The sequence below is a fragment of the Sphingobacterium sp. HSC-15S19 genome (assembly GCF_050433745.1).
Taxonomy (GTDB): Bacteria; Bacteroidota; Bacteroidia; order Sphingobacteriales; family Sphingobacteriaceae; genus Sphingobacterium; species Sphingobacterium siyangense.
Genome location: NZ_JBNPWQ010000005.1, coordinates 67,303 through 87,412, shown reverse-complemented (window position 1 = coordinate 87,412; position 20,110 = coordinate 67,303). Strand labels below are relative to the sequence as shown.

At 40.9% G+C, this 20,110-nt stretch carries 13 protein-coding genes; 2 read left to right on the top strand and 11 right to left on the bottom strand.

All coding sequences use genetic code 11. From position 1 onward, the window contains the following. Nucleotides 1-16: 16 nt before the first annotated feature. On the bottom strand, nt 17-2,119 hold the full coding sequence (locus tag L1283_RS05580) for a polysaccharide lyase 8 family protein (RefSeq protein WP_075991014.1): 2,103 nt from the start codon (nt 2,117-2,119) through the stop codon (nt 17-19). A 20-nt stretch (nt 2,120-2,139) separates the two neighbouring features. Beyond that, nucleotides 2,140-3,549: a sulfatase-like hydrolase/transferase gene (locus tag L1283_RS05575; protein ID WP_145328888.1), complete on the bottom strand. Its 1,410-nt coding sequence runs from the start codon at nt 3,547-3,549 to the stop codon at nt 2,140-2,142. A 110-nt stretch (nt 3,550-3,659) separates the two neighbouring features. On the opposite strand from L1283_RS05575, the gene L1283_RS05570 reads away from it, so the two are divergent. Further along, the gene (locus tag L1283_RS05570; protein ID WP_286777449.1) at nt 3,660-4,307 is read left to right on the top strand and encodes a hypothetical protein; all 648 of its coding nucleotides are present in this window, start codon (nt 3,660-3,662) and stop codon (nt 4,305-4,307) included. A gap of 16 nt (nt 4,308-4,323) precedes the next feature. After that, nucleotides 4,324-5,406, top strand: coding sequence for a Gfo/Idh/MocA family protein (locus tag L1283_RS05565; protein WP_145328890.1), 1,083 nt, complete (start codon nt 4,324-4,326; stop codon nt 5,404-5,406). 109 nt (nt 5,407-5,515) lie between these two features. Here L1283_RS05565 and L1283_RS05560 read toward each other — a convergent pair whose 3' ends face one another. The 9 genes from L1283_RS05560 to L1283_RS05520 all read right to left on the bottom strand — a co-directional run bounded on the left by L1283_RS05560 (nt 5,516) and on the right by L1283_RS05520 (nt 20,110). Continuing rightward, complete coding sequence (locus L1283_RS05560) at nt 5,516-6,760, bottom strand: YdcF family protein (protein WP_312351366.1); 1,245 nt, start codon at nt 6,758-6,760, stop codon at nt 5,516-5,518. Between the two features lie 17 nt (nt 6,761-6,777). After that, nucleotides 6,778-8,298, bottom strand: a complete 1,521-nt coding sequence (locus L1283_RS05555; RefSeq protein ID WP_145328892.1) for a RagB/SusD family nutrient uptake outer membrane protein — start codon at nt 8,296-8,298, stop codon at nt 6,778-6,780. Between the two features lie 132 nt (nt 8,299-8,430). Next, nucleotides 8,431-11,682 (bottom strand): SusC/RagA family TonB-linked outer membrane protein, encoded by a 3,252-nt coding sequence (locus tag L1283_RS05550; RefSeq protein ID WP_429625946.1) that lies wholly within the window; start codon nt 11,680-11,682, stop codon nt 8,431-8,433. 580 nt (nt 11,683-12,262) lie between these two features. Next, on the bottom strand, nt 12,263-12,634 hold the full coding sequence (locus tag L1283_RS05545; RefSeq protein WP_075991009.1) for a hypothetical protein: 372 nt from the start codon (nt 12,632-12,634) through the stop codon (nt 12,263-12,265). Between the two features lie 131 nt (nt 12,635-12,765). Then, nucleotides 12,766-13,515, bottom strand: coding sequence for a hypothetical protein (locus L1283_RS05540; protein ID WP_075991008.1), 750 nt, complete (start codon nt 13,513-13,515; stop codon nt 12,766-12,768). A gap of 15 nt (nt 13,516-13,530) precedes the next feature. Then, nucleotides 13,531-14,184 carry a hypothetical protein gene (locus tag L1283_RS05535; RefSeq protein WP_075991007.1) on the bottom strand — a complete coding sequence of 218 codons (654 nt, stop codon included), beginning with the start codon at nt 14,182-14,184 and terminating at the stop codon, nt 13,531-13,533. After that, a complete protein-coding gene (locus tag L1283_RS05530; RefSeq protein ID WP_145328896.1) occupies nt 14,168-14,857 on the bottom strand; it encodes a hypothetical protein in 690 nt (229 codons plus the stop codon). Before L1283_RS05530 ends, L1283_RS05535 begins: the two co-directional genes overlap by 17 nt. A 16-nt stretch (nt 14,858-14,873) precedes the next feature. Then, nucleotides 14,874-18,371 (bottom strand): DEAD/DEAH box helicase, encoded by a 3,498-nt coding sequence (locus L1283_RS05525; RefSeq protein ID WP_429625945.1) that lies wholly within the window; start codon nt 18,369-18,371, stop codon nt 14,874-14,876. Further along, entirely contained in the window at nt 18,368-20,110 is a 1,743-nt protein-coding gene (locus L1283_RS05520) for a hypothetical protein (protein ID WP_088160190.1), read from the bottom strand. Before L1283_RS05520 ends, L1283_RS05525 begins: the two co-directional genes overlap by 4 nt.

Here is a 20,110-nt window from a genome sequence, read left to right as displayed (position 1 = left end):
TCCAATTGAATCTGGATTATTTCTTCCCGATCGCGATTTGGTTACTTACAGTACTCCCTGCGTATTCGCCCTGTGGAAGCGAAACCTCCAGCGATTGATTTACACGAAGCTGTTTATTGACGAGTTGAACCTTCACTGTTTTGGCTCTTTGGAGTGGATCTGCAACATCAAGCTGCATGCTAGTTGTTTCGCGCATACTCAATTGTATGATAGCAGGTTGATCGAGCTTTATAGACCAATTGCCAACTTGGTACGTTCCTGCTTGATAACAAACAATTTGTAGAATCCGGCTCCCTTTATGCTCCACCGCCTGTATATCCGATGTATTCTGCCAAATTTTTAGCTGCTGCATTGCTTTTGTATCAACAGTTTTGGTACCAGGCACAACAATATAAGCATAGCTCGCATTGTTTGGAGCAACAGCATGATCAAACCAAAGCTTGAAGACCTTTCCATGTACAACATCTTTGGAACGGGAACGGTTGATCCGGTACCAGGAACCAACCTGATCTTTGGTTGTCAATCCAACATTCATAGCTGCTGGAAAATAATACAGAACATTGTTATGGGTTATAAAATCGCCTACTTTGACAGATCTCTGTACTGAATCGAGTGCAGACATTTCCTTTCCATTCCAGACAACGGGTCCATTCAGCCAGGTTTGGTTTAAGGTTGTTACCACAGCTTCTGGCGCAGCACAGTGAATCCCAGCCCCCAAACAAACGATTTCCCGATCGAAAAAGAACCAGGCTTTTTGAGCCTTGACCCCGTCGTACTGGACCGACATAGCTGAGGCTCCTGTCTTATCGTTGCTTACGCCGCCTGCAAAGTTATTTGCAGCAAGTGCTCCCCATTGTTCTTTCAATTCCAGGTCGCCCGGATAATCTCGTGTTGTCGTTCCAGGAATTTTATCCCATTCCCATACGGGCATAATATTATAATATTCGGGTCCAAATACCTGAATATTGGTCACACCATCTGACATATTGCGCCCAAGAACGTTTTCTCCATTTCCAGACTCCGATTTATTGGTACGGCTACTGGCCAATCGAACATTAAAGTGGAATTGCTTACGCAGATGAGTCGTGTAGTCTCCTTTCCAGTAATGGCGGTGGACCTCGATATGCTCAGCGTCATAAGGCTGGACGCTATCTAGTTTTGCTAGCGCTTTGTTCCAAATGGTATTTTTGGCGGGATCAATCAACTTCATTTGTTGTAATATGGCGGTCTCCTGTGTTTTTTCCAAGATATTGGGGCGTGAGATCCCGCGACCATGTACATTAAAATCGATATAGCGCGAACGAATAATTGGCAGGTAGGTTTCAGTAAGAAATTGTTCAAAAAGGCCGAGCCTCTTCATGTCTACAGCATAAGGTGTCTCCCGCACATAGGCCATAACTTTTGAGATCCCCTTCAGAAATTCCTCCCCATAGCCTGCAATGTATAATTGAGGGCCATGTTGTAAGTAAGAGAAATCATATTGCAGTCCTTCCTTGCCATTCACGAGCTGTATCGGAAAAAGCAGCTGCTCCATCGCAGCAGCTAAAAGATTTTCATCTTCCAAGATCAATGCACGATAAAAATAGTGCATGGCAATATCACTTTTATTCGCCCCTGTTTTTGTGTAAGGATCGCCACGCTTCATCAGCTCAACAAGTGGAGTCTCTAGTGTAGTAGGAATTTTTTCCTTTCCAAATTTCATCAGGATAAGACAGACACCGATGGCTTTTGGCGAAGCGATCTCGTTATGCCACCAATTTGAAGACTCAAAACGATTATTTGCCCAATATTGTGCGGCAAGCAGGATTTTATCGTAAAGTGATTTTTCCTGATAAGATGCACTTTGTGGAGACACATAGGCAACAATAAGTGTCCTTAACCGATCCAAGTGCTCTCCCGGAGGCCAAAGCGATATTGACTTACTGCTGTAATCGATATCTGCCCAAGTACCGTCAGCACGCAGTTGATTACATAGGCTTAACGTTTTATCTGCATTTGGCAATGGGCCACTTAACTCATCATCGTATACATGCTTTTTAATACGCACAAACGTATCGCTGTTCTGCGCCTTTGCCATAACCAAGGCAAAGGACAATAAAAATAGGATTAGTCCTTTCATCTGTTTTTAGTATTCATTACTTAAGGATATTGTCGTTCTGCGGCTCGTCCGACGACTTCCATCCGGTGTTTCATCAGTTGATTTTGATCATTGTCCAATACAGAGCTTAGCCATTTTGGATTCTCCAGTCCCTTTTCCCATTCCTTCAGTTTATTCAGCATCTCCTTTACACGCTCAGGATACTTCGTGGCTAGATTATGCTGTTCCCGAAGGTCATCCCTAAGATTGAACAATAATATCGGATCATCTTTAACCACAATCAGTTTCCATTCTTTGTGTCGCACAGCACGTGCAATCCCTCGACGCCAGAATAAATAGTCGTGTCCATTTTTCACATCCTTATAGGAAGATAGCAAACTGATGCCATCGATTTGCTGCCCCTGGATGTTCTTCCCTTTTATTGCCTCGATGCTGGTGGGTAAGATATCCATTCCCGATACCATGGCATCTGATGTTATCCCTTTCGGTAGCTTGGCTGGCCATTGCATGATAAGGGGAACCCGGATTCCACCTTCCCATTTCGATCCCTTTAAACCACGCAATTGTCCATTGTCTGCGCCATTATTTGTTGCCGCTCCATTATCATTCATAAAAATGATTAAGGTGTTTTCATAAAGTCCTTCTTGCTTTAAATGTTCAACCAGACGTCCAATATTTTCATCCATATTATCCAGCATAGCCAAGTAAGCACGACGCAATGGATCAGCTACATTTTTATACTTATCAATAGTCTTCAGGGGCGCTTCGACAGGTGTATGCACTGCATTGAAAGCTAAATACATAAAAAAGGGCTGGCTTCGATACTGTTGAATATACGCAATTGCTTTATTGGTCAATGTTTCAGTCAAATAATGAATTGAGTCTTCGGGGACTATACGTCGATCGTCATAAAGCAGCTGCGTTGGCTTCACGGCACCATGGATTGGGAAGTAAGGCCGGTCACCACCGATAAAACCATAGAAATGGTCAAACCCACGTTTCAATGGATTAAATTGTGGACCATCCCCTTGATGCCATTTGCCAATCGCTACAGTTTTATAGCCGTTATACTTCATGAAGTCAGCAATGGTGGCTACCTGCGTATCCATTCCGATATCTTCAGGTGCGACACCCGCAGTGGGACGTTTCGAAATATTATGTTCAAAACCAAAGCGCTGCTGGTAGCGGCCAGAAAGTAAGCCCGCCCGAGAAGGAGCGCATACTGAAGCTGAGGCATAGGCCGACTGAAAACGTACGCCATTTTTCGCAAGTGCATCAATATTGGGGGTATAGACCTCCCTACCGCCGTAACAACCAAAATCATCATAACCTCCATCGTCGCTCAGGATGACAATAACGTTAGGATGTTGCTGTCCGAATACAGAAATCCCAAACCTAAAGAGTATATTCACAAGAGTTAATATACTATAGCAAGTAAATCGGTAGATCATAACATTAGATTTATCCTTAAATGTATCGTTAAATGTATAGGATTTTTTGTTAAAAAACCGCAAACGATTTCGTTAGGCTATTTTTAGACGATTAAAAATAAAGGTCAGAGATGAAAACAGATGAAAAAAAATTGGTCGGTACACTTGCTCATTTTTTGGTCAGTGATTCGGATGGCACTGCATTAAGCTCGTTTTTGTGTTCATTGACCTATCACCCCAGTACCATTAGAACCGAACTCGTTCAATTGTTGAACAAATGGCAAAACAAAGCAGCTGGAACAGTATTTCCCGGGGAGGACCTCTGGACAGATTTTAAGCAACTTGTGGGAAGCAATCCCGATCTTGGCGTGGCTGTGGTTGATGGCTGTAGCATCAACGATATTGCAAGTTTTTACGAAGAAATCAATGCCGTCTACATGTCCAGCGAAAGCTGGAAGATAGGAAGCCTAGATGGCTTTGACGATTTGCTTTACGGTGGATTTGGTAACTTTAAAGATGCTGTTTCACATTGCATTGTTTGGAAGGATATTGCACACAGCAGGGCATCATTGGGCGTTGAAACAACTTTGGCCTATTATAGAGGGAAACTTGGAGCAGAATCACCATTCAATCAAACGCATTTTCAAAAGAAACTAGATGAGCTAAAAGCTGGTCGTGGAGAAACCTATTTTGACATTGTTGCCGATATCATCCAATCGCACCGCAAAGTAATCTGGATTTACAACGGGTATCCTCAGCACAAATCGGTATATTTATAATAACTAAACTTAACATATGAAGCATCTTATCCGCCTAGTTTTCCTGCTCCTATTCTTCCAACAAGTTGCACAGGCCAGTGAGCGACTTAAAGTTGCTGTTGCGGGGCTCAACCATGACCACGTATTCTTGCTTTTAAATTTATATAAGGATAAAAAAGTCGATATTATCGGTATTGCCGAACCGAATCAAACCTTATCAAACAAAATACGAACGCAGTATAATTTACCTGACACAATCTTCTACCATGACTTACCAAGCTTATTGAAACATGTCAAACCGGATGCGGTACTCGCCTACAATCCAACCGATGAGCATATCCTCGTCGCAGAGACCTGTCTCCCGCTTAAGATCCCTGTAATGGTAGAGAAGCCTCTTGCTACGACTCTTTCTGACGCAAAACGTATTGCATTTTTGTCCAAACAGTTCGCAACACCCTTTTTGGTAAATTACGAAACGACCTGGTATAAAAGTAATCAACAGTTGAAGCAGTTGGTCGACAAGGGTGAAATTGGAAAAATCACACGTATACTTGTAAAAGACGGTCACGAAGGACCTAAAGAAATCGGCTGCAGCAATTACTTCCTCGACTGGCTTACTGATCCGAAAAAAAATGGTGGCGGTGCAGTGATGGATTTTGGCTGTTATGGCGCCAATCTGATGACCTGGCTCAAAAATGGAGAAAGGCCAATTTCAGTGACAGCCTTTACACAACAGCTCAAGCCAGAGGTTTATCCAAAGGTAGACGACAATGCCACCATCATACTAAGCTACCGTGACGGCAGCACGGGCATTATTCAAGCTTCTTGGGCTTGGCCATACAGTGTTAAAGATCTGCAGGTTTTTGGCACAAAAGCTCAGCTCTACGCTAAAAATGATAAAGAGCTTCTAAAATACAAACAGCAGAATGATCCACCTACACATATACCGACTACGGTCCCCTATTTTGAGAACCATATTGCCTATCTCGAACAGGTTCTGAAAGATGCTATGGCTCCAGAAAATGATCTCGGATCGATCAATAATAATGTCACTGTGGTCGAAATCCTGGAAGCGGCAAAACGCTCGGCTAAAGAAGGAAAGTCCATTATTTTAAAATAAAAAAGGTCCGTAGCTTGCAATGCTGCGGACCTTTTTCATGCCTTCCCATAAGCCATAGACAAAGCCGATCTGCTCAGTTAATAGATTAGCAATCGGCCTAGTTAGTTGGCTAAGGGTCTAAGGGGTCATCAGGATCGATCGTATAGGCCTCTTCTTTTGCCTTGAACTCGATGATCACATCTGAAATTCGTTTACCCAATGTATAGGGAATATACCCCAATTCACGCATACAACGATCGCCCATCTTTTCCACCGCATCAATGTGCACTTTACTACTGTTAACGATGGCGTATTTATCTTTCGGAAAACCATAATTTAACAGGATACGTGCTGTATTACGCAAATTTGTGGTCGTATGTCTCGCATGTGGATCAATCAATATTGCCGCTTCAGGTACTCCCATAATCTCGATCAGATACTTTTTCATTTCTATTGCCTCAATAAAGCGAGTCTTATAGGGATGTACTTTACCGCCAGACAACACAATAAAAGGGGCCAATTTTTCAAAGTAGCTTCGGGCTGCCATCCGCGCACGTAACATTCCACCTGGACTAATAGGCTGTCCATACACCTCGGGGCCTGCACCTAAGGTCAGCAACAGACTATAGGGATAGCTTGCGAAATCGGTATTTTTGACCGCTTCGTAAGCTTTCTTGTTTTCGAGTTCAATCAGCGGTTCTAGTTGTGCCGCGTCCCATCGCTCATTAATTTCCAACAAGCGTACAGCAGTCATCATGGTCAAAAAAAATGCCGTTTTATGTGTTGGAATATCCTTGCGGACGTCTTGGCGAACATCGTCCAAAAGATGAAGGTAGGCCGCACGTTTTACATCGAAAGAGATCGAATCTATTTTGGGGTAATTGGGACTTTTACCTCCGCCATAGACGTCCACCACATAATTCATTGCCTTTAAATCCTGTTTCAAGGCTTTCGTAAAATAGGCCTTTGCCGTTTCATGATGCAACACACCATAGGTCATTGATGGAATAAGACTAGCCTGAACAAGCTGGTCCAATTTCTTGTTATGCCCAATTTGCTCCGCCAGCTGCTCTGCCAACAGGTCAATTTCGTTCTCCTGCCATTTGAAGGCATTCAAATAGCACATGAGATCGGGACAACTGGCGCTGTTGTTAAAACGTTCGAACCGTTTTTCCAACACCTGTGCTATCGGCTTGGAGCCCACGAGCTCCTGTATAAGGGCAGGATCTTTTAAGAGCAAATAGGATGCATAATAATTCTTCTTGATCAGCCAATCCTGTGGACCGTCAGGCATATTGTTTACTTGACCTTTGGAAATATGCAGGCAGCATATTCCCAAGGTAAGTAACAAGATCTTTCTGATATTTTTTATCATATCTATTCCATTGCAGATTAATAACCAGGATTTTGATACATACGTACCGGATCCAGCTTATATTCATCAAAAGGAATTGGATAGTATCGATCTTTTGTCGAGATATTGGAGATTTTAGCATTTCCATAATCAGCCTGGCTCTTCGTTTTGAAATAAGTCACCAGTTCTTGTGCATTATAATTACGGATCAAATCAAACCAACGTTGGTTTTCAAATGCCAGTTCTACACGGCGTTCATGCAATATGGCCTCCTTTAAGGTTGGATATTTACTACGATAGGTAGTATTTAGCATTGAAGTAGCATACGAAGGCAATCCAGCACGTTCACGTACCTGATCCAAAAGCGCGATAGCTTCCGCATCTTTACCCAAGTGATATTTTGCTTCTGCCAACAACAGCATCACATCGGCGTAACGGATCAAGATCCAGTCGTTTCCGCCCCAACCATTGGTACCTGCAGCGTCACTGTTATCTCTAAATTTGGTTACAAACCAATCGTTAACTTGCGTATTGGCGGCAAACTTTACCGAGAAGCCTTTTCGGATATCGTCTTGCTCGTAATCTTTAATCAAATCTAGTTTCGCAACTTCGCCAGCACCTGTAGAGTTATAGCGTGAGTTGATGGTCTCCCCTCTCGCCTGGTAATTACGGGCAATACTCGAGCTATAGTTTTGGTCACCTTGTTTGTACTGAATCTGAAAAACAAGTTCTTTACAGCTATTTTTCTTGGTCACATCGAAAACATCCGCATAGGGGATTTCGTTCAGTTTACCAAAAGTTCGCATTTGGTAGGCCGCATTAAGGTACTGTTCTGCCTTCGCAAAATTTTCTGCACTCCCCGACGTCTGCGTTGCTCCCAACGTTAAGTATACTTGTCCCAAAATTGCATTAATAGCCGATTTAGATGCTCTGCCAATGACGTAATCTTTCTGTGTATTGGGAAGATTGCTGGACAATGCCTCTGTCAAATCCTTAATGATCTGTTCGTACACAACCGACTCTTTTTGCCGAAAAGCCAATTCATTTGCTTGCTCTTTACTGGTCACCTGTACCGTAGATAATGGAATATCTCCGAATTTACGCACCATATGGAAATATAATAATGCACGAACGAATTTCGCTTCCGCAATATAACGTCCTTTTAATTCTGCACTCGTAAAGGTCACATCGTCGACATGTGACAGAACCACATTACAGCGGCTGATTGCCGCATACATAGCCGACCAATGCGTCTTTAGATAGGTATTACTTGGCAGCAACGAAAAGTCATTGAATTGGAATGGCTCGCCGGCGTTGGATTGGTTATCATTACGTCCACTATTATCCGAACGTTCCTCATTATACAATGTACTGGATTCTCCGATCGTACTTCCCGAACGAAGGGACTGGTAAAGACCGTTAACCGCCAAGAGCACATCATTTTCTGACTTGAAGTAATCATCAATCGTAACGGCGTTGGGATTTTTCTGATTTAAAAAATCTTTGGTACATGAAGACAATGCCAACAAAACAAAGGGTAATATATATCTTTTTTTCATCCTGTTATTTTTTTATTTTTCATCAGCCCACGGAACTACAAAGAGCAGTCTGTAGGACTATTTTACAATACTGGAGCTTAACACGGGGCTTTCCTTGATATTCCTACGCACAACAGCTCCTCGATCCTGCTATTAGAACGTTACTTTCACACCAAGGTTATATGATCTCACCAATGGATAAAGCCCATAATCCACACCTGGAGTCAGGTTGCCGCGTTGATTATAATCGGGTTCCGGATTGTAGCCTTTGTATTTAGAAATCGTAAATGGATTGTCCACGGTCGCGTAGACCCTTACCCCAGAAAGTGTTAATTTTTCTGCTAGGCTTTTGGGAAGATTATAACCCAAGGCAATATTTGTCATACGCAAGAATGAACCGTCCTGCAGATAAAAATCGGAAAGACGTGTACTGTTACTTTGCGTACCGCCACGCGATGCACGGTAGACTTTACCATTTCCCGGATTTTGAGCCGAACGGTAGCGTTGTGCGACATCCGCATATTGGTTACCGGAACCTTCCATATTGTAGAGGTAATAATCATAGCCATCCAGCACTTTATTCCCTTGGGAGCCATTAAATGATGCCCGTAGATCAAATGCCTTATAGCGTGCGTTAACGGCAAAGCCATAGGTAAAATTAGGATGCGGATTGCCGATCACACGTTTATCGGCATCATTGACGATACCATTGCCATCTACATCTTCAAAATAAAGATCTCCTGGTTGCAGTGGGGTTGTTGAAGCCGCAGAAGGTGCGACAGTTTTATAGTTTTCCTCTGTTGCAACACCCAGAACTTTAAAACCATAGAACATACCAATTGGACTTCCTTCTTGTGTAATATGCGTTAAGTAGGAGCGTTCAGCACCATTCGTCAGAATGGTAGAAGCCCCACCAAGATCGAGCACTTTATTTCTGTTGACATTGATATTCCCACTGAATCCTAATTCAAATTCATTTTTGCGAATCAGTGTTGCATCAATCTGTAGATCAAAACCTTTATTCTGCACCTTCGAATTTGGCAGATTGGTCAGGATCGTTGTTGATCCAGATACAGCGGAGAGTGGCTGGTTGAATAATAAATTGAAGGAACGGCTCAGGTAAAAGTTGGTCATAATGTTGAGGCGGCCTTTCAACAAACCGAGATCAAGACCGGCGTTGTATTGCGAAGTTGTTTCCCAGCTCAATTTTGGATCGAGTAGATTGCCAGCCGTATAAGAGGTTTCTACTTTATCCCCAAGGATCACACCTGCTGGTGAGTTGATCACGGATATCGCATTGTAATCACCAATATTATTATTTCCACTACGTCCCCAGCTCGCTCTTAGTTTGACTGTCGATTGTTGCCCTAACCAATCCGTATAAAACTCCTCCTTGGAGAGGGTCCACCCGGCTGAAACCGATGGGAAAGTTCCCCATTTACTGTTCGGTCCAAAGCGTGACGAACCGTCAGTACGAATGGATGCCGAAAGGAAATATTTCGAATCGAAGCTGTAATTTACGCGGCTGAAATAAGACTGGAGCGTTGTCGTACGTTTGAACGTATCGTCTTTTAGCAATTGGAAATTAGAAGGATCCGCTCCTTTATCTGTAATTTCCCCAATTGCATTATTATTAAAACCGTTGGCTCTCACACCTTGATAATCATAATCTGTTCGTTGCGCCGAATAGCCCAATAAAGCGGATACCTGATGTTTACCACCAAAGGTCTTGTTATAGTTTAACGTTGTTTCCAGCAATTTGTCCAATTCATTTTTTGTCTTGGCATCTGCATAGGCAGCAGAAATTGCCTGCGGTGAAAACGGTTTGTTGTTTCCATCGGATATACTTGTCGGACGGAAATAATCATACTTCTCGTCATAAGTAGACAGTCCACCGTTTACTTTTAGATTTAGGCCATCCATAATGGAAAAATCTGCAAAGGCGTTATATACCCCTCTCTTTCCACGACGGTTGTTTTTAATCTCAGTAACATAAGCCAGTGGGTTTTCAGGGTTCTGGATACCGTAATTATTCGCCGAAAGATCGGCCATCAGGTATTTGGCATAGGTTCCATCTTCATTATAAACCGGCAGTGTCGGCAGATAGATTAAAGCCGCCATAGACGGACTTCTGTCGTAACGGCCTGTCGTCACCTCGTTATTGTCGTTATATGTAAACGATACGTTTGCGCCGACGGTCAACCTCTTGCTTACTTTGCTATCGATATTGGCACGAAAATTAAAGACTTTTTGATCCGTCCCCAGCATGATCCCTTGTTGATTCTGATAAGATCCACTTAGGAAATAGCGATTTTTTTCGTTACCGCCATACGTAGAGAGATTATGACGTTGGAAAGAAGCATTACGGTATAAGGCATCCTGCCAATCCGTATCATATTTCGCTTTTTTTGCGGTACCGGACGCAAAGTCATAGTAGTCTTCAGGAATACTTACTGAACCGGCATTTCCGACATTGGCGATACGCGTTTTATTATCATCAAAGCGTCTACTATCGCTCCAAGCGATCCCTTTCGTAGCCAGAAGGTCTTTATAGGAATTGTTACGACCATCAATCAAGAGATCAATAAACTGTTCCGAATTTAAAACATCGATTTTCTTGGAAAGCTGACCAAAGCCGCCCAATACTTCGTAGTCCACATTACTTTTACCTTCCTTGCCACGCTTGGTTGTAATCAATACAACACCACCAGCGCCACGGGACCCATAGATCGCAGCAGAAGCGGCATCCTTTAAAACATCGATAGACTCAATATCATTGGGGTTGATATTGAGATTGTTCCCTGCTGGATAACCATCAATAACGTACAATGGATCCGAACCAGCATTGATCGATCCCATTCCGCGAACACGCATTTTGGTCCCATCGTATGGAGCACCACTTGTTTGCATCACCTGTACACCTGCTACTTTACCAACCAACGCCTGGGATAATTTTGGTGCGCTCAAATTGAGTTCCTCGGCCTTAACACTGGCAATAGCACCAGTGACATCCGACTTTCTGATCCGCTGGTATCCGATAGAGATGGTCACCTCTTCCAGTGTGTTCTCATCAGTCTGTAGGAAAAATATCTGCCCATTGGATTGGGTAACAGCTTGCACAAGTCTGCTATACCCAATAAAGGAAACACTCAGGTTATCGCCCATTTCGGCTTCGATCTGAAAATTTCCTTTTTCGTCAGACTGAACAGATTTTTTACTTTTCAAATTTTGAACAGTTGCTCCGGCGACAGCATTTCCTTGGGCGTCGACGACACGGCCTTTGACCATCCCCTGTACATGCGTAAATTGGGACGTGGTTAGTGTGAACGATTTGGCTTGAACAGCGGGTGAGCTCGCTGCAATGGCACATAACAACCAAAAGACATTGTTGGCTTTAAATTTCATAAGTAGCGCATTTGATTTATGGTTACAAGATTACAAATGCTATATGAAGGCAGGGTCAATAAAACATTAACAGTTTTTAACTAAACCGAGTTAGCATGTCATGAAAGCTTAACAAAAGGATAACAATACACCTAAGATTTATTTCCTAAGATTCCTGCTAACAAAGCTATAAATCAATAAAATCAGAAGATATAAAGTAGCAGAAAAAAGAATATTGCCGATCAATTTTAGAGGTTCAAATTCATGGTATCCAACCTGCTCATTAAGATCTGGGCTATAGCCGCTTCCTTCCCTATAAAATGTCCAGGGAAATCCTATTGTCAAGTTGCCGTCAACGTCAAGTTGATTATGATAGAAACAAGCTGTCAAAATAGCAAAAACACCAATAGTACCAATAAAAACTTTACATAATACTGGTACTAATGATGTTTTTCGTTGTTCAGGTTTTGCATGCATGATTAAATATAGCAATTCATTTTGATTGCATGTTATAATCACTATCGTTAGCCAATTAATGACGAGTTAGGTTTAAACATTTTGATCGTCGTATTTTACAAGGTTGATCAAACTTAACATAAAGTTACGCTATATCGTCCCCTTCATCTTCTTTCATAATACTATGAATACGATCCTCTAAAACTTTTTTGTGCCAGGCATCCAACAGTAGTCTTGTATTTCCGATCAGATCATCTCCACCAGTCTCCATCATTTTCACCCACTCTTCTGCAAATTCCCTATATTCAACAATACTGTTTTCGGACTGTGTATATTGGATCAAATATTCCATCGCAAATAGATTAGCCCAGCGATTGGGTTGTATTGGATCACACATATACTCTGCAATGTCAATTTTATCAATAAATTCCTGTACAACTTCTTCCGGTGTGAAATTGAACAGATCGCAGAACTGTTTAAATGCTGTTGTCAATTTAATATTTTCGAATGTTTCCATTATTTATTTAATTTAAGAAGTCATCATTTTTTTTATCCTAGTTACCTCTATTTAACCGCTGTAAGATTACGCCATCTTCATCAAAAGACAGGTTGTTTCCCAAACTTTCCAAAGGTTGTTTATAACTCAAATTAGTCCTCCTTAGTTTCCAAAAGATTATCTAGCCAGACGTGATAAAGTGCAACTCTTTGATCAAGATCCCGATAGAAAAAATATCGTTTATTAAGCTCCTGCAAATCCATTATAAATCGTTTAAAAAAAGATGTATTACGATATTCCCAATCAATAAGGCCGCCATAACCGTCAAGGACACGATGAATAAATCCCAAAACTGGATTATAAGTCGCTTTATCGAGGTGCATTGCTGCTAAAAAATCAGGTGTTGATGCCTGCAGCATCATGGTATTGATATAATGCGATGGATGAACGGAATTCATAATGCAAGTCAGCAGAAAATCCTTACTCAATTTAAAGTATATGTTTTCATCTAAATAAATTCGATCTTTAAGCATTACCTTTTTAGCAAAAAGATCATAAAGCTGCGCAGTAATAATACGCCCTCTATTTCTGCGTTCGCCGGTACTATAATTTCTATTGACTGCTAATTTTACCTGACGTCGCAATAATTTTATCCCAACATCCCTGTCATTATCTTTGAATTCGATCTTCAAACGATTATGGTCTTTAGGAATTTTATCGTTGATAAAACGTATAGCCCTAGTCACAATATTATAGCTCGAATTATCTTTAAAATTCTGATCTATAAAAGAGTAATGATCTAGAAACAATTGAATAAAAGCTGGCACAGCGATACCAAAAAGCTCACATATTAACCGAAAATTTCGTGGTACCTTTAAAGGTACTCCAATTATATCTTCCATATTTTTTAATATTTTTTATTTATGTGCGATATAGCGGAAGCCAAAACTCTTGGCTTTAGTTTTCCGCAGCGGTGCACTCCCTTTCTTTCCTACGAACACGCCAATTTCATGCATCAAGCTTTTTATGCAAATTTTTTCTCCCAGATACTTTTCCGCATAACGCCATAGTTCAAGCGGTGTTCTATATTTCTTAAAATAATCCATCTCGATAAGCTTACCCAAAACGATTTCCACTACCATGCAATCGCATGCGAACTGTTCAGCTTGGGCTGAATCTTCTACCCTGATTTCCTCCATTAATTGAAAAAAAGTCATAGTTTCAACGGAATTGATAAAATATTCCATTTGATAATATCGAATAGCCTTTTCTTCCCAAATCGTCAACTCAAACTGATAGCTAGATTTATTGTCAAATCTACTGATATCTATACCCCTACGATTAAATACCCAACTGAGATGCACCATAACTTCAAGATTTCCGGCTGGGATTTTAAGTTCTTCCATTTCCTTAACATAGGTTTGCTCTTGTCCCATTAAGAAAGCCATTTCTTCACGGGTAAAACCGCAGCTGATCCGATTTAATATCAGGAGATAAATAATACCCGCATAGTACATGGAAAATTCTGCGCGAAATCTCTCTCTGCCAATATCATTAATTAAATTTTGCATGCTCCTCCTTTCTATCAACAGGATAAAAAGAATACCTTCCTTCCACATTTCTGACGACCAACCTGTTTTGCTGAATGAGTCCATACAGCACATTTTTCAAATGCCTTGGATAAATCTGGAGATGAACCTGTCCCGTTTCCTTAACTTTCCGAAACAGTTGCCAAGGAGCTGCACCATGCCCAAAGAACTCCAGATCCAATAGCCCTTCAATCTTTTGGCGCACATGTAACATCGCATCCGATTCAAGCTGGACATCTTTTTCAGCTTTCCATTCCTCAAATTGCAATGCAATTGAAGACTTTTTTTGCGAGACAAACCGCCAAGGAATTTCGATAGAATAATGCCACCTGACCTCGTCCTCTTCAATATGAAGACGGACGAGACGTTCTTCGGTAACTTCATATCTTTCGCGATTGAATTCCATCGGTTCAATGCATGAGCTCATGTATATTCGATCCAGCAAGATCGATTCCTGGGTCAAAAAACTTCGTACCTGATACATTTTTTCAAAGTCTAAATATGCATGATCAGGTCTACCAACCAAGAACGACAGTTCTTCAGGTCTCCAGCCCTTTTCTATTCTCCGTTTTAGATAGGTGTACCATAGTTGAAAATCGTGCGAAAACATCATTCCCCCATAGGATGCTTTTTGTGGAGATACTTTTTTGATCATTATAGTGTACAATTGGTTATTCAAATAATTTAAGCAGCTCATCTTTACTGATCGATTTCATTAGATTAGCCTCATCTAAAATCAGTCCTTCGGATATTCGTTTTTTACTTTCTTGAAGGGCTAAGATGTGCTCCTCAACGGAATCCCGACAAACAATCTTATAAGCCATCACATGCTTTTCTTGCCCTATTCGATAACAACGATCTATCGCCTGTGCTTCGGCAGCAGGATTCCACCAGGGATCCAAAATATAGACATAGTCGGCAGCCGTTAGATTTAAGCCGGTTCCTCCCGCTTTAAGGCTAATGAGAAACACACGGCATTCGTCCTCGTTCTGAAATCTTTCGACCGCATTTTGCCGCTGATCTTGATTCATCTTACCATCAAGGTAGACATAAGCTATTCCCTTATTTTCGATTCGTTGAGCCACCAGCTTAAGCATGGAAGTATACGCCGAAAAGAGAAGAATCTTATGATTTGGAGCTACTTCATCCATGATCTCATCAATAAAATCCAATTTAATAGATTCATGACCGAAGCCGCCATCTTTCATCAGAATGGGGGAGTTGCAAAGCTGCCGTAGTTTTTGCAGCGCCTCGATCGCTAAAAATTTGGATTTCGTGGAATCAGCGCTATTCAGATTATTTTCAATCTCTCCCTTGAATATTTTTCTGACCTTATCGTATATTTTCCTTTGCTCTGGAAGCATATCCATATAGAGAATTGTTTCGGTCTTTTCAGGAAGGTCCAAAGCAACCTGTTTTTTTGTACGCCGAAGAATAAAAGGTTGGATCATCTTTTGGAGGCTAGAAGTCGTCTCTTGAACCATATCTACCTCTTTGACACCCTTATATGCCTTATTAAAATTTCGATAATCTCCAAAGAAACCAGGATTAACTAAAGACATTTGCGCATAAATATCTTGTATACCGTTTTCAACTGGCGTTCCTGTCATCGCTACACGGTAATCGGCCTTAACCATTGACAGCACCTCAAAACGCTTCGAATTACGGTTCTTGACGGCTTGGGATTCGTCCATAATCAGATAGCTAAAGTCTAAACTGGTTAAATACGCCGCATCAGTCAACATCGTTCCATATGTCGTAAGAACTACAGTGCCTTCCTCTTCAAAAATAAATGCTTCCCGGTGTTTCCCATGATAGATTTCTATTTTTCGATAGGGGGCGAACTTTTTATATTCATTTTCCCAATTGAACAAAAGAGAGTTCGGGACAACCACTAAAGCAGATTTTCCTGTAGAATGCTGTTGATAAAAGTATTCCAGCACTGTTATAATCTGCAATGTTTTCCCTAAACCCATATCATCAGCCAAAAGGCCGCCCCACTGAAATTCATTCAAAAAAGTGAGCCAGCTGAAACCTACCTGCTGATAAGGTCGTAATTGCGCTTTTAAGCTTCTAGGGATTTCCAAAAGAGGGATTTCATCCAAAGCTGCGAGTTTTTCACGACGTTCCCGAATACTGTCCTGAATAATTTTTTTATCTATTTTATCCAAAACCTTCTGCATAGACACAAGTTGAATTGTATTTAAGACAAAACAATCTTCTTCTCTTCTTCCTCCTAAAAACAATGGCCTGAAGATTTCTCGGTCAGCGCGGCGTATAATGCCAAAAGCCCCTTCAGTAAGAGTAAAAACTTTATCTGTTCCCATAATCAAATCCTCAAATTCATCCATTGAAATTGTGTGTCTTCCAAATTTCGGCCCCAGTAGAATTGAACATAGGTTATTTTCCAGACGGATATTACGTACAGTACAATTTAGAGGGAAAGGATAGTATGCGCTACCTTGCTGAAGATGGTCAATTTCTAACGAAATTTCATTGAGAGAGCAGCTTTCCATGAAATCAAATAGCCAAGTGGTATTTTCAATTTCTTTCAAAGGAATCAACCAGTTATTTTCTAATGCTGTCTCCTTAAGAATCGGATGTTGTGTTTTAACAAATTCCTGAAAAACCTGTTCTTCGAGCTTATCCCTTTCAAAATATGCCAATTGATTCTGTCTCTCCCCTAAAATCAAATTGCTACTGGAGTTTAACAAAAACCTACCCTCTTTCTCATATTCGGCAAAAGCCGCTATACAAAGGAATTGGTCAATTACAGAAATAGTAGCTATTTTTTTAAACGGCTTAAAGACTTGAGGAATTGTCATATTTTCCCCTACCCTATTTAAGATGACAAGCTCCGCTATTTTTGATAGGGGTATCAGATAATCGTTCAAGAAGGTATGATAATTCTCTTTAAAGACAGTCAATCTATATTTCCATTGTCTAAACTTTTGCAATACTCCAACCTGGGTCAGGTTATCAATAAATAAAATTTCCTCGTTAGATATTTTCAGAAAGAAACAATTTTCATCCCCCAAAAACTCAGGACAATCTATTAGCTGGTTTCTGTAATAGAGACAAATTCGCATTTTCAGATATTGATCCTGATCATCAATTTCGACTTTGAGCTGCAAATCCCCCTGTGCTTTATTTAATGTAGCAGCACCCAGCACGCTCGAATTTTTCAAATTAATCTGATGTGCAAATCGATAGCGTTTAAATGTTTCGGCAAAACGTAATTTAACTGGAAACGGAGGATCCTCCAGTAAATCACGCCATACCTGTATAATTTCCCATTGTTTCCGCTCGAAGTAGTTGATATCTTCACTGATTAGATCCTTCTTCTCTTCCCGAAGTATTTTATCTTCATTAAGGAGGGCGGCAAATCGACGACTGAACAATTCCAGATACTGATCATAAGAATTTAAAGACATCTTCAAGTTACTTTCGTCCAATAGATAAGAGTGCGAAAAGGAACGAGAGCGTTTAAATTTATAATGAAAAGGGAAAAAAACAGGCAGACCAAAAGCGGAAAAATTTATTGTAACAAAAAAACATACTTCATCGTTTCGCTGTAAATCGAGATATCCTTCCAAGTTACGTGCAGGCAGACGAAGTCCACTCTCATAATCATTAGGAGCTAAACGATAAAATCGTCCATATTCATTATTCATTTCTACAGTTAACTCCGCATAAGAATAGTTCTCACAGACCTTAAATGGCACGATTTTTTTCTTCCATAGTGGCAAATTATTGATTTCAGCCCGATATAGGCCCTTTAAATAATTGGGGCAACTATCCAGTAATTTATTCGATAACAGGGTTGCTTCGTGTACGCAAAGCCCTGTTACATCGTCGCTACAAGAACAATTAATGCCGAGGTGTTCCGTAGTCAGTTCGACTTTAACCGTAGTACCCGAGAACTTTTTTAACTTAAGTTCATATTTTGGTGGATACGGTCGGACCTGAATAACAATATTCTCTCGTTCCATAAATGGAATCTCATCATCAGCATAATATTTGCTCAGGTAGCGCGGAGTCATTCTCCCTATAAATCCATCTTCCCAAGGAATTACAAGAGGTTCACTAGAATTTCTTTTTGGAAGTATTTTTTCGGCTGAACGGATCTTAGCATCCGTCGTAATGCAGTTAAAGCCAATTCCCATCATATCACTTCGTTTAATTTACCTTCAGATTTCACTTCCATATATTTTATACTTCGGTCGCACAAATCGACAAAGAAATCTGTAATTTCTCTCGCTTTTGACCTAAAGTAGTCCATATCAAGCTGAGCTAATTGTGAAGGAAGCTCATAGACCCGCCCTTTCATCTGTTTTAATAACTCTGCATTCAATATTTCTTCTACATCACCTCTGGCGGTAAAAAACTCCTTAACCTTTTTATCACAGATACAGGTCCAGTCCACCAGATCGGCTATCGTCACATTCATTGGGGCATAACCGATCCGTAGGTAGAGATAACTGTATAGTCCAATTGAAGTCAATTGATTTAAAAATAATACAGCCAATTGTGGACTAGCAAGTCCTTCAAAAGCAAATACACCTAGCAGATCCTGCATGAGTTTTGAATTGCGTGTCCATGAAATGGATGTCTTAAACAATGTATCATGCCAATTGATCGGAGAAACGGAATACGTCGGTTTATAACTCGGACGACGGTAAACAACAACAGATTCATTCCAGATGGTATGGGAGAAACGGCTGCCCAGATCCAGTTTTGTTGCCAGGAAATCTGTACTCATAAAAGCTACAATTGCAGTAACTCCACCATAAACGATTTTTCGAAAATGACAGTGACCTATTTTCTTTTTTATTACTGCAAGGTAGATTTCTGCCTTTTCATTTTCCTGCGGTGGAAAATGAAAAAGTCCTTTCCCATGCGCATCGCTGACGTAATAATTGAGCAGCATCATTTGTTCGGGATTATTCTCCTGACGAATCTGAGCCAGCACATGAAGTATATCTGTCTCATACCGCTCCGGCCAAGGAAATGCATGAAACTGCGAGGCCGTAGCATTCGATAATGCAGCGTCCTTCGCCGCCAGATTACCTACTGCAACTTCGACGTTTTTATTCGCGACTTTTTGTTCCGCTATTGCCAACAATTTTTCATGGCCCGCTTTAAGGCCTTCCATAAAACTCAGGTACAGCTGTTCAATCGTATAAAGAACAAACTTGCAATGCTCATAAAGCCAGGAGGCGTCAAAGGCGGAGATTTCGAGATCCTTGTTTTGTTTCACCGCATCAAAGGCGCTGTCCAATAATCTAAAACGTTTCTTTTCTTCCTCATCCTTTCCGACAATGGACTCCCTTAACATGGAAAAATGTTCATTGAGGCTTTTAATTCTGTTATTAACATGATGTACATTATTGGCTTTTCCGTCAATCATTAGCTGTAAAAAACGCAAATGATTTTCCATACTTTGATGTAACATAAATACAGCCCTTTGATAGTTCCCCTGCTGACCAAATGTTTCAGCCCCCTGTAGGAATCCCGCTGAAATAGGCAAGAGCTTCTGGTAATATTCATCAGCTATTTCTAGGACACTTTTTAGTTCTTTCGCTTGAAGGGGTGGGTTCTTTTTGCTACTAGCCTGATATATGGTATTTTCGGGTAGGGAGGCATAGGAATAATACAGGCTGCCCACTTTGACTTTACTGAGCATTTCAGCAATTGGCACCAGCTCAAAGGAAATATTCTTCTGATCCATTAAACATAATTCCACAATAGGTTTTAATACCTTCGGTGAAAGCCCGCTCACATGCTTGAGCGCAAGAAGCAAATGATAATGATCCTGCCCGAGAAACTGATATTTAAAAAGATAGGCACGATCGAGATCCATACGCTGAGAAAGCCTATCGATAATTAATTGGCTATTAATTTCCAT

Bases quoted from the DNA above. Each gene is read 5' to 3' on its own strand.
- L1283_RS05525 (WP_429625945.1), bottom strand. From the start codon at position 18,371: ATGATGGGAATTGGCTTTAACTGCATTACGACGGATGCTAAGATCCGT.
- L1283_RS05560 (WP_312351366.1), bottom strand. From the start codon at position 6,760: ATGATAAAAAATATCAGAAAGATCTTGTTACTTACCTTGGGAATATGC.
- L1283_RS05580 (WP_075991014.1), bottom strand. From the start codon at position 2,119: ATGAAAGGACTAATCCTATTTTTATTGTCCTTTGCCTTGGTTATGGCA.
- L1283_RS05570 (WP_286777449.1), top strand. From the start codon at position 3,660: ATGAAAACAGATGAAAAAAAATTGGTCGGTACACTTGCTCATTTTTTG.
- L1283_RS05575 (WP_145328888.1), bottom strand. From the start codon at position 3,549: ATGATCTACCGATTTACTTGCTATAGTATATTAACTCTTGTGAATATA.
- L1283_RS05520 (WP_088160190.1), bottom strand. From the start codon at position 20,110: ATGGAAATTAATAGCCAATTAATTATCGATAGGCTTTCTCAGCGTATG.
- L1283_RS05535 (WP_075991007.1), bottom strand. From the start codon at position 14,184: ATGCAAAATTTAATTAATGATATTGGCAGAGAGAGATTTCGCGCAGAA.
- L1283_RS05550 (WP_429625946.1), bottom strand. From the start codon at position 11,682: ATGAAATTTAAAGCCAACAATGTCTTTTGGTTGTTATGTGCCATTGCA.
- L1283_RS05565 (WP_145328890.1), top strand. From the start codon at position 4,324: ATGAAGCATCTTATCCGCCTAGTTTTCCTGCTCCTATTCTTCCAACAA.
- L1283_RS05555 (WP_145328892.1), bottom strand. From the start codon at position 8,298: ATGAAAAAAAGATATATATTACCCTTTGTTTTGTTGGCATTGTCTTCA.
- L1283_RS05540 (WP_075991008.1), bottom strand. From the start codon at position 13,515: ATGGAAGATATAATTGGAGTACCTTTAAAGGTACCACGAAATTTTCGG.
- L1283_RS05530 (WP_145328896.1), bottom strand. From the start codon at position 14,857: ATGATCAAAAAAGTATCTCCACAAAAAGCATCCTATGGGGGAATGATG.
- L1283_RS05545 (WP_075991009.1), bottom strand. From the start codon at position 12,634: ATGGAAACATTCGAAAATATTAAATTGACAACAGCATTTAAACAGTTC.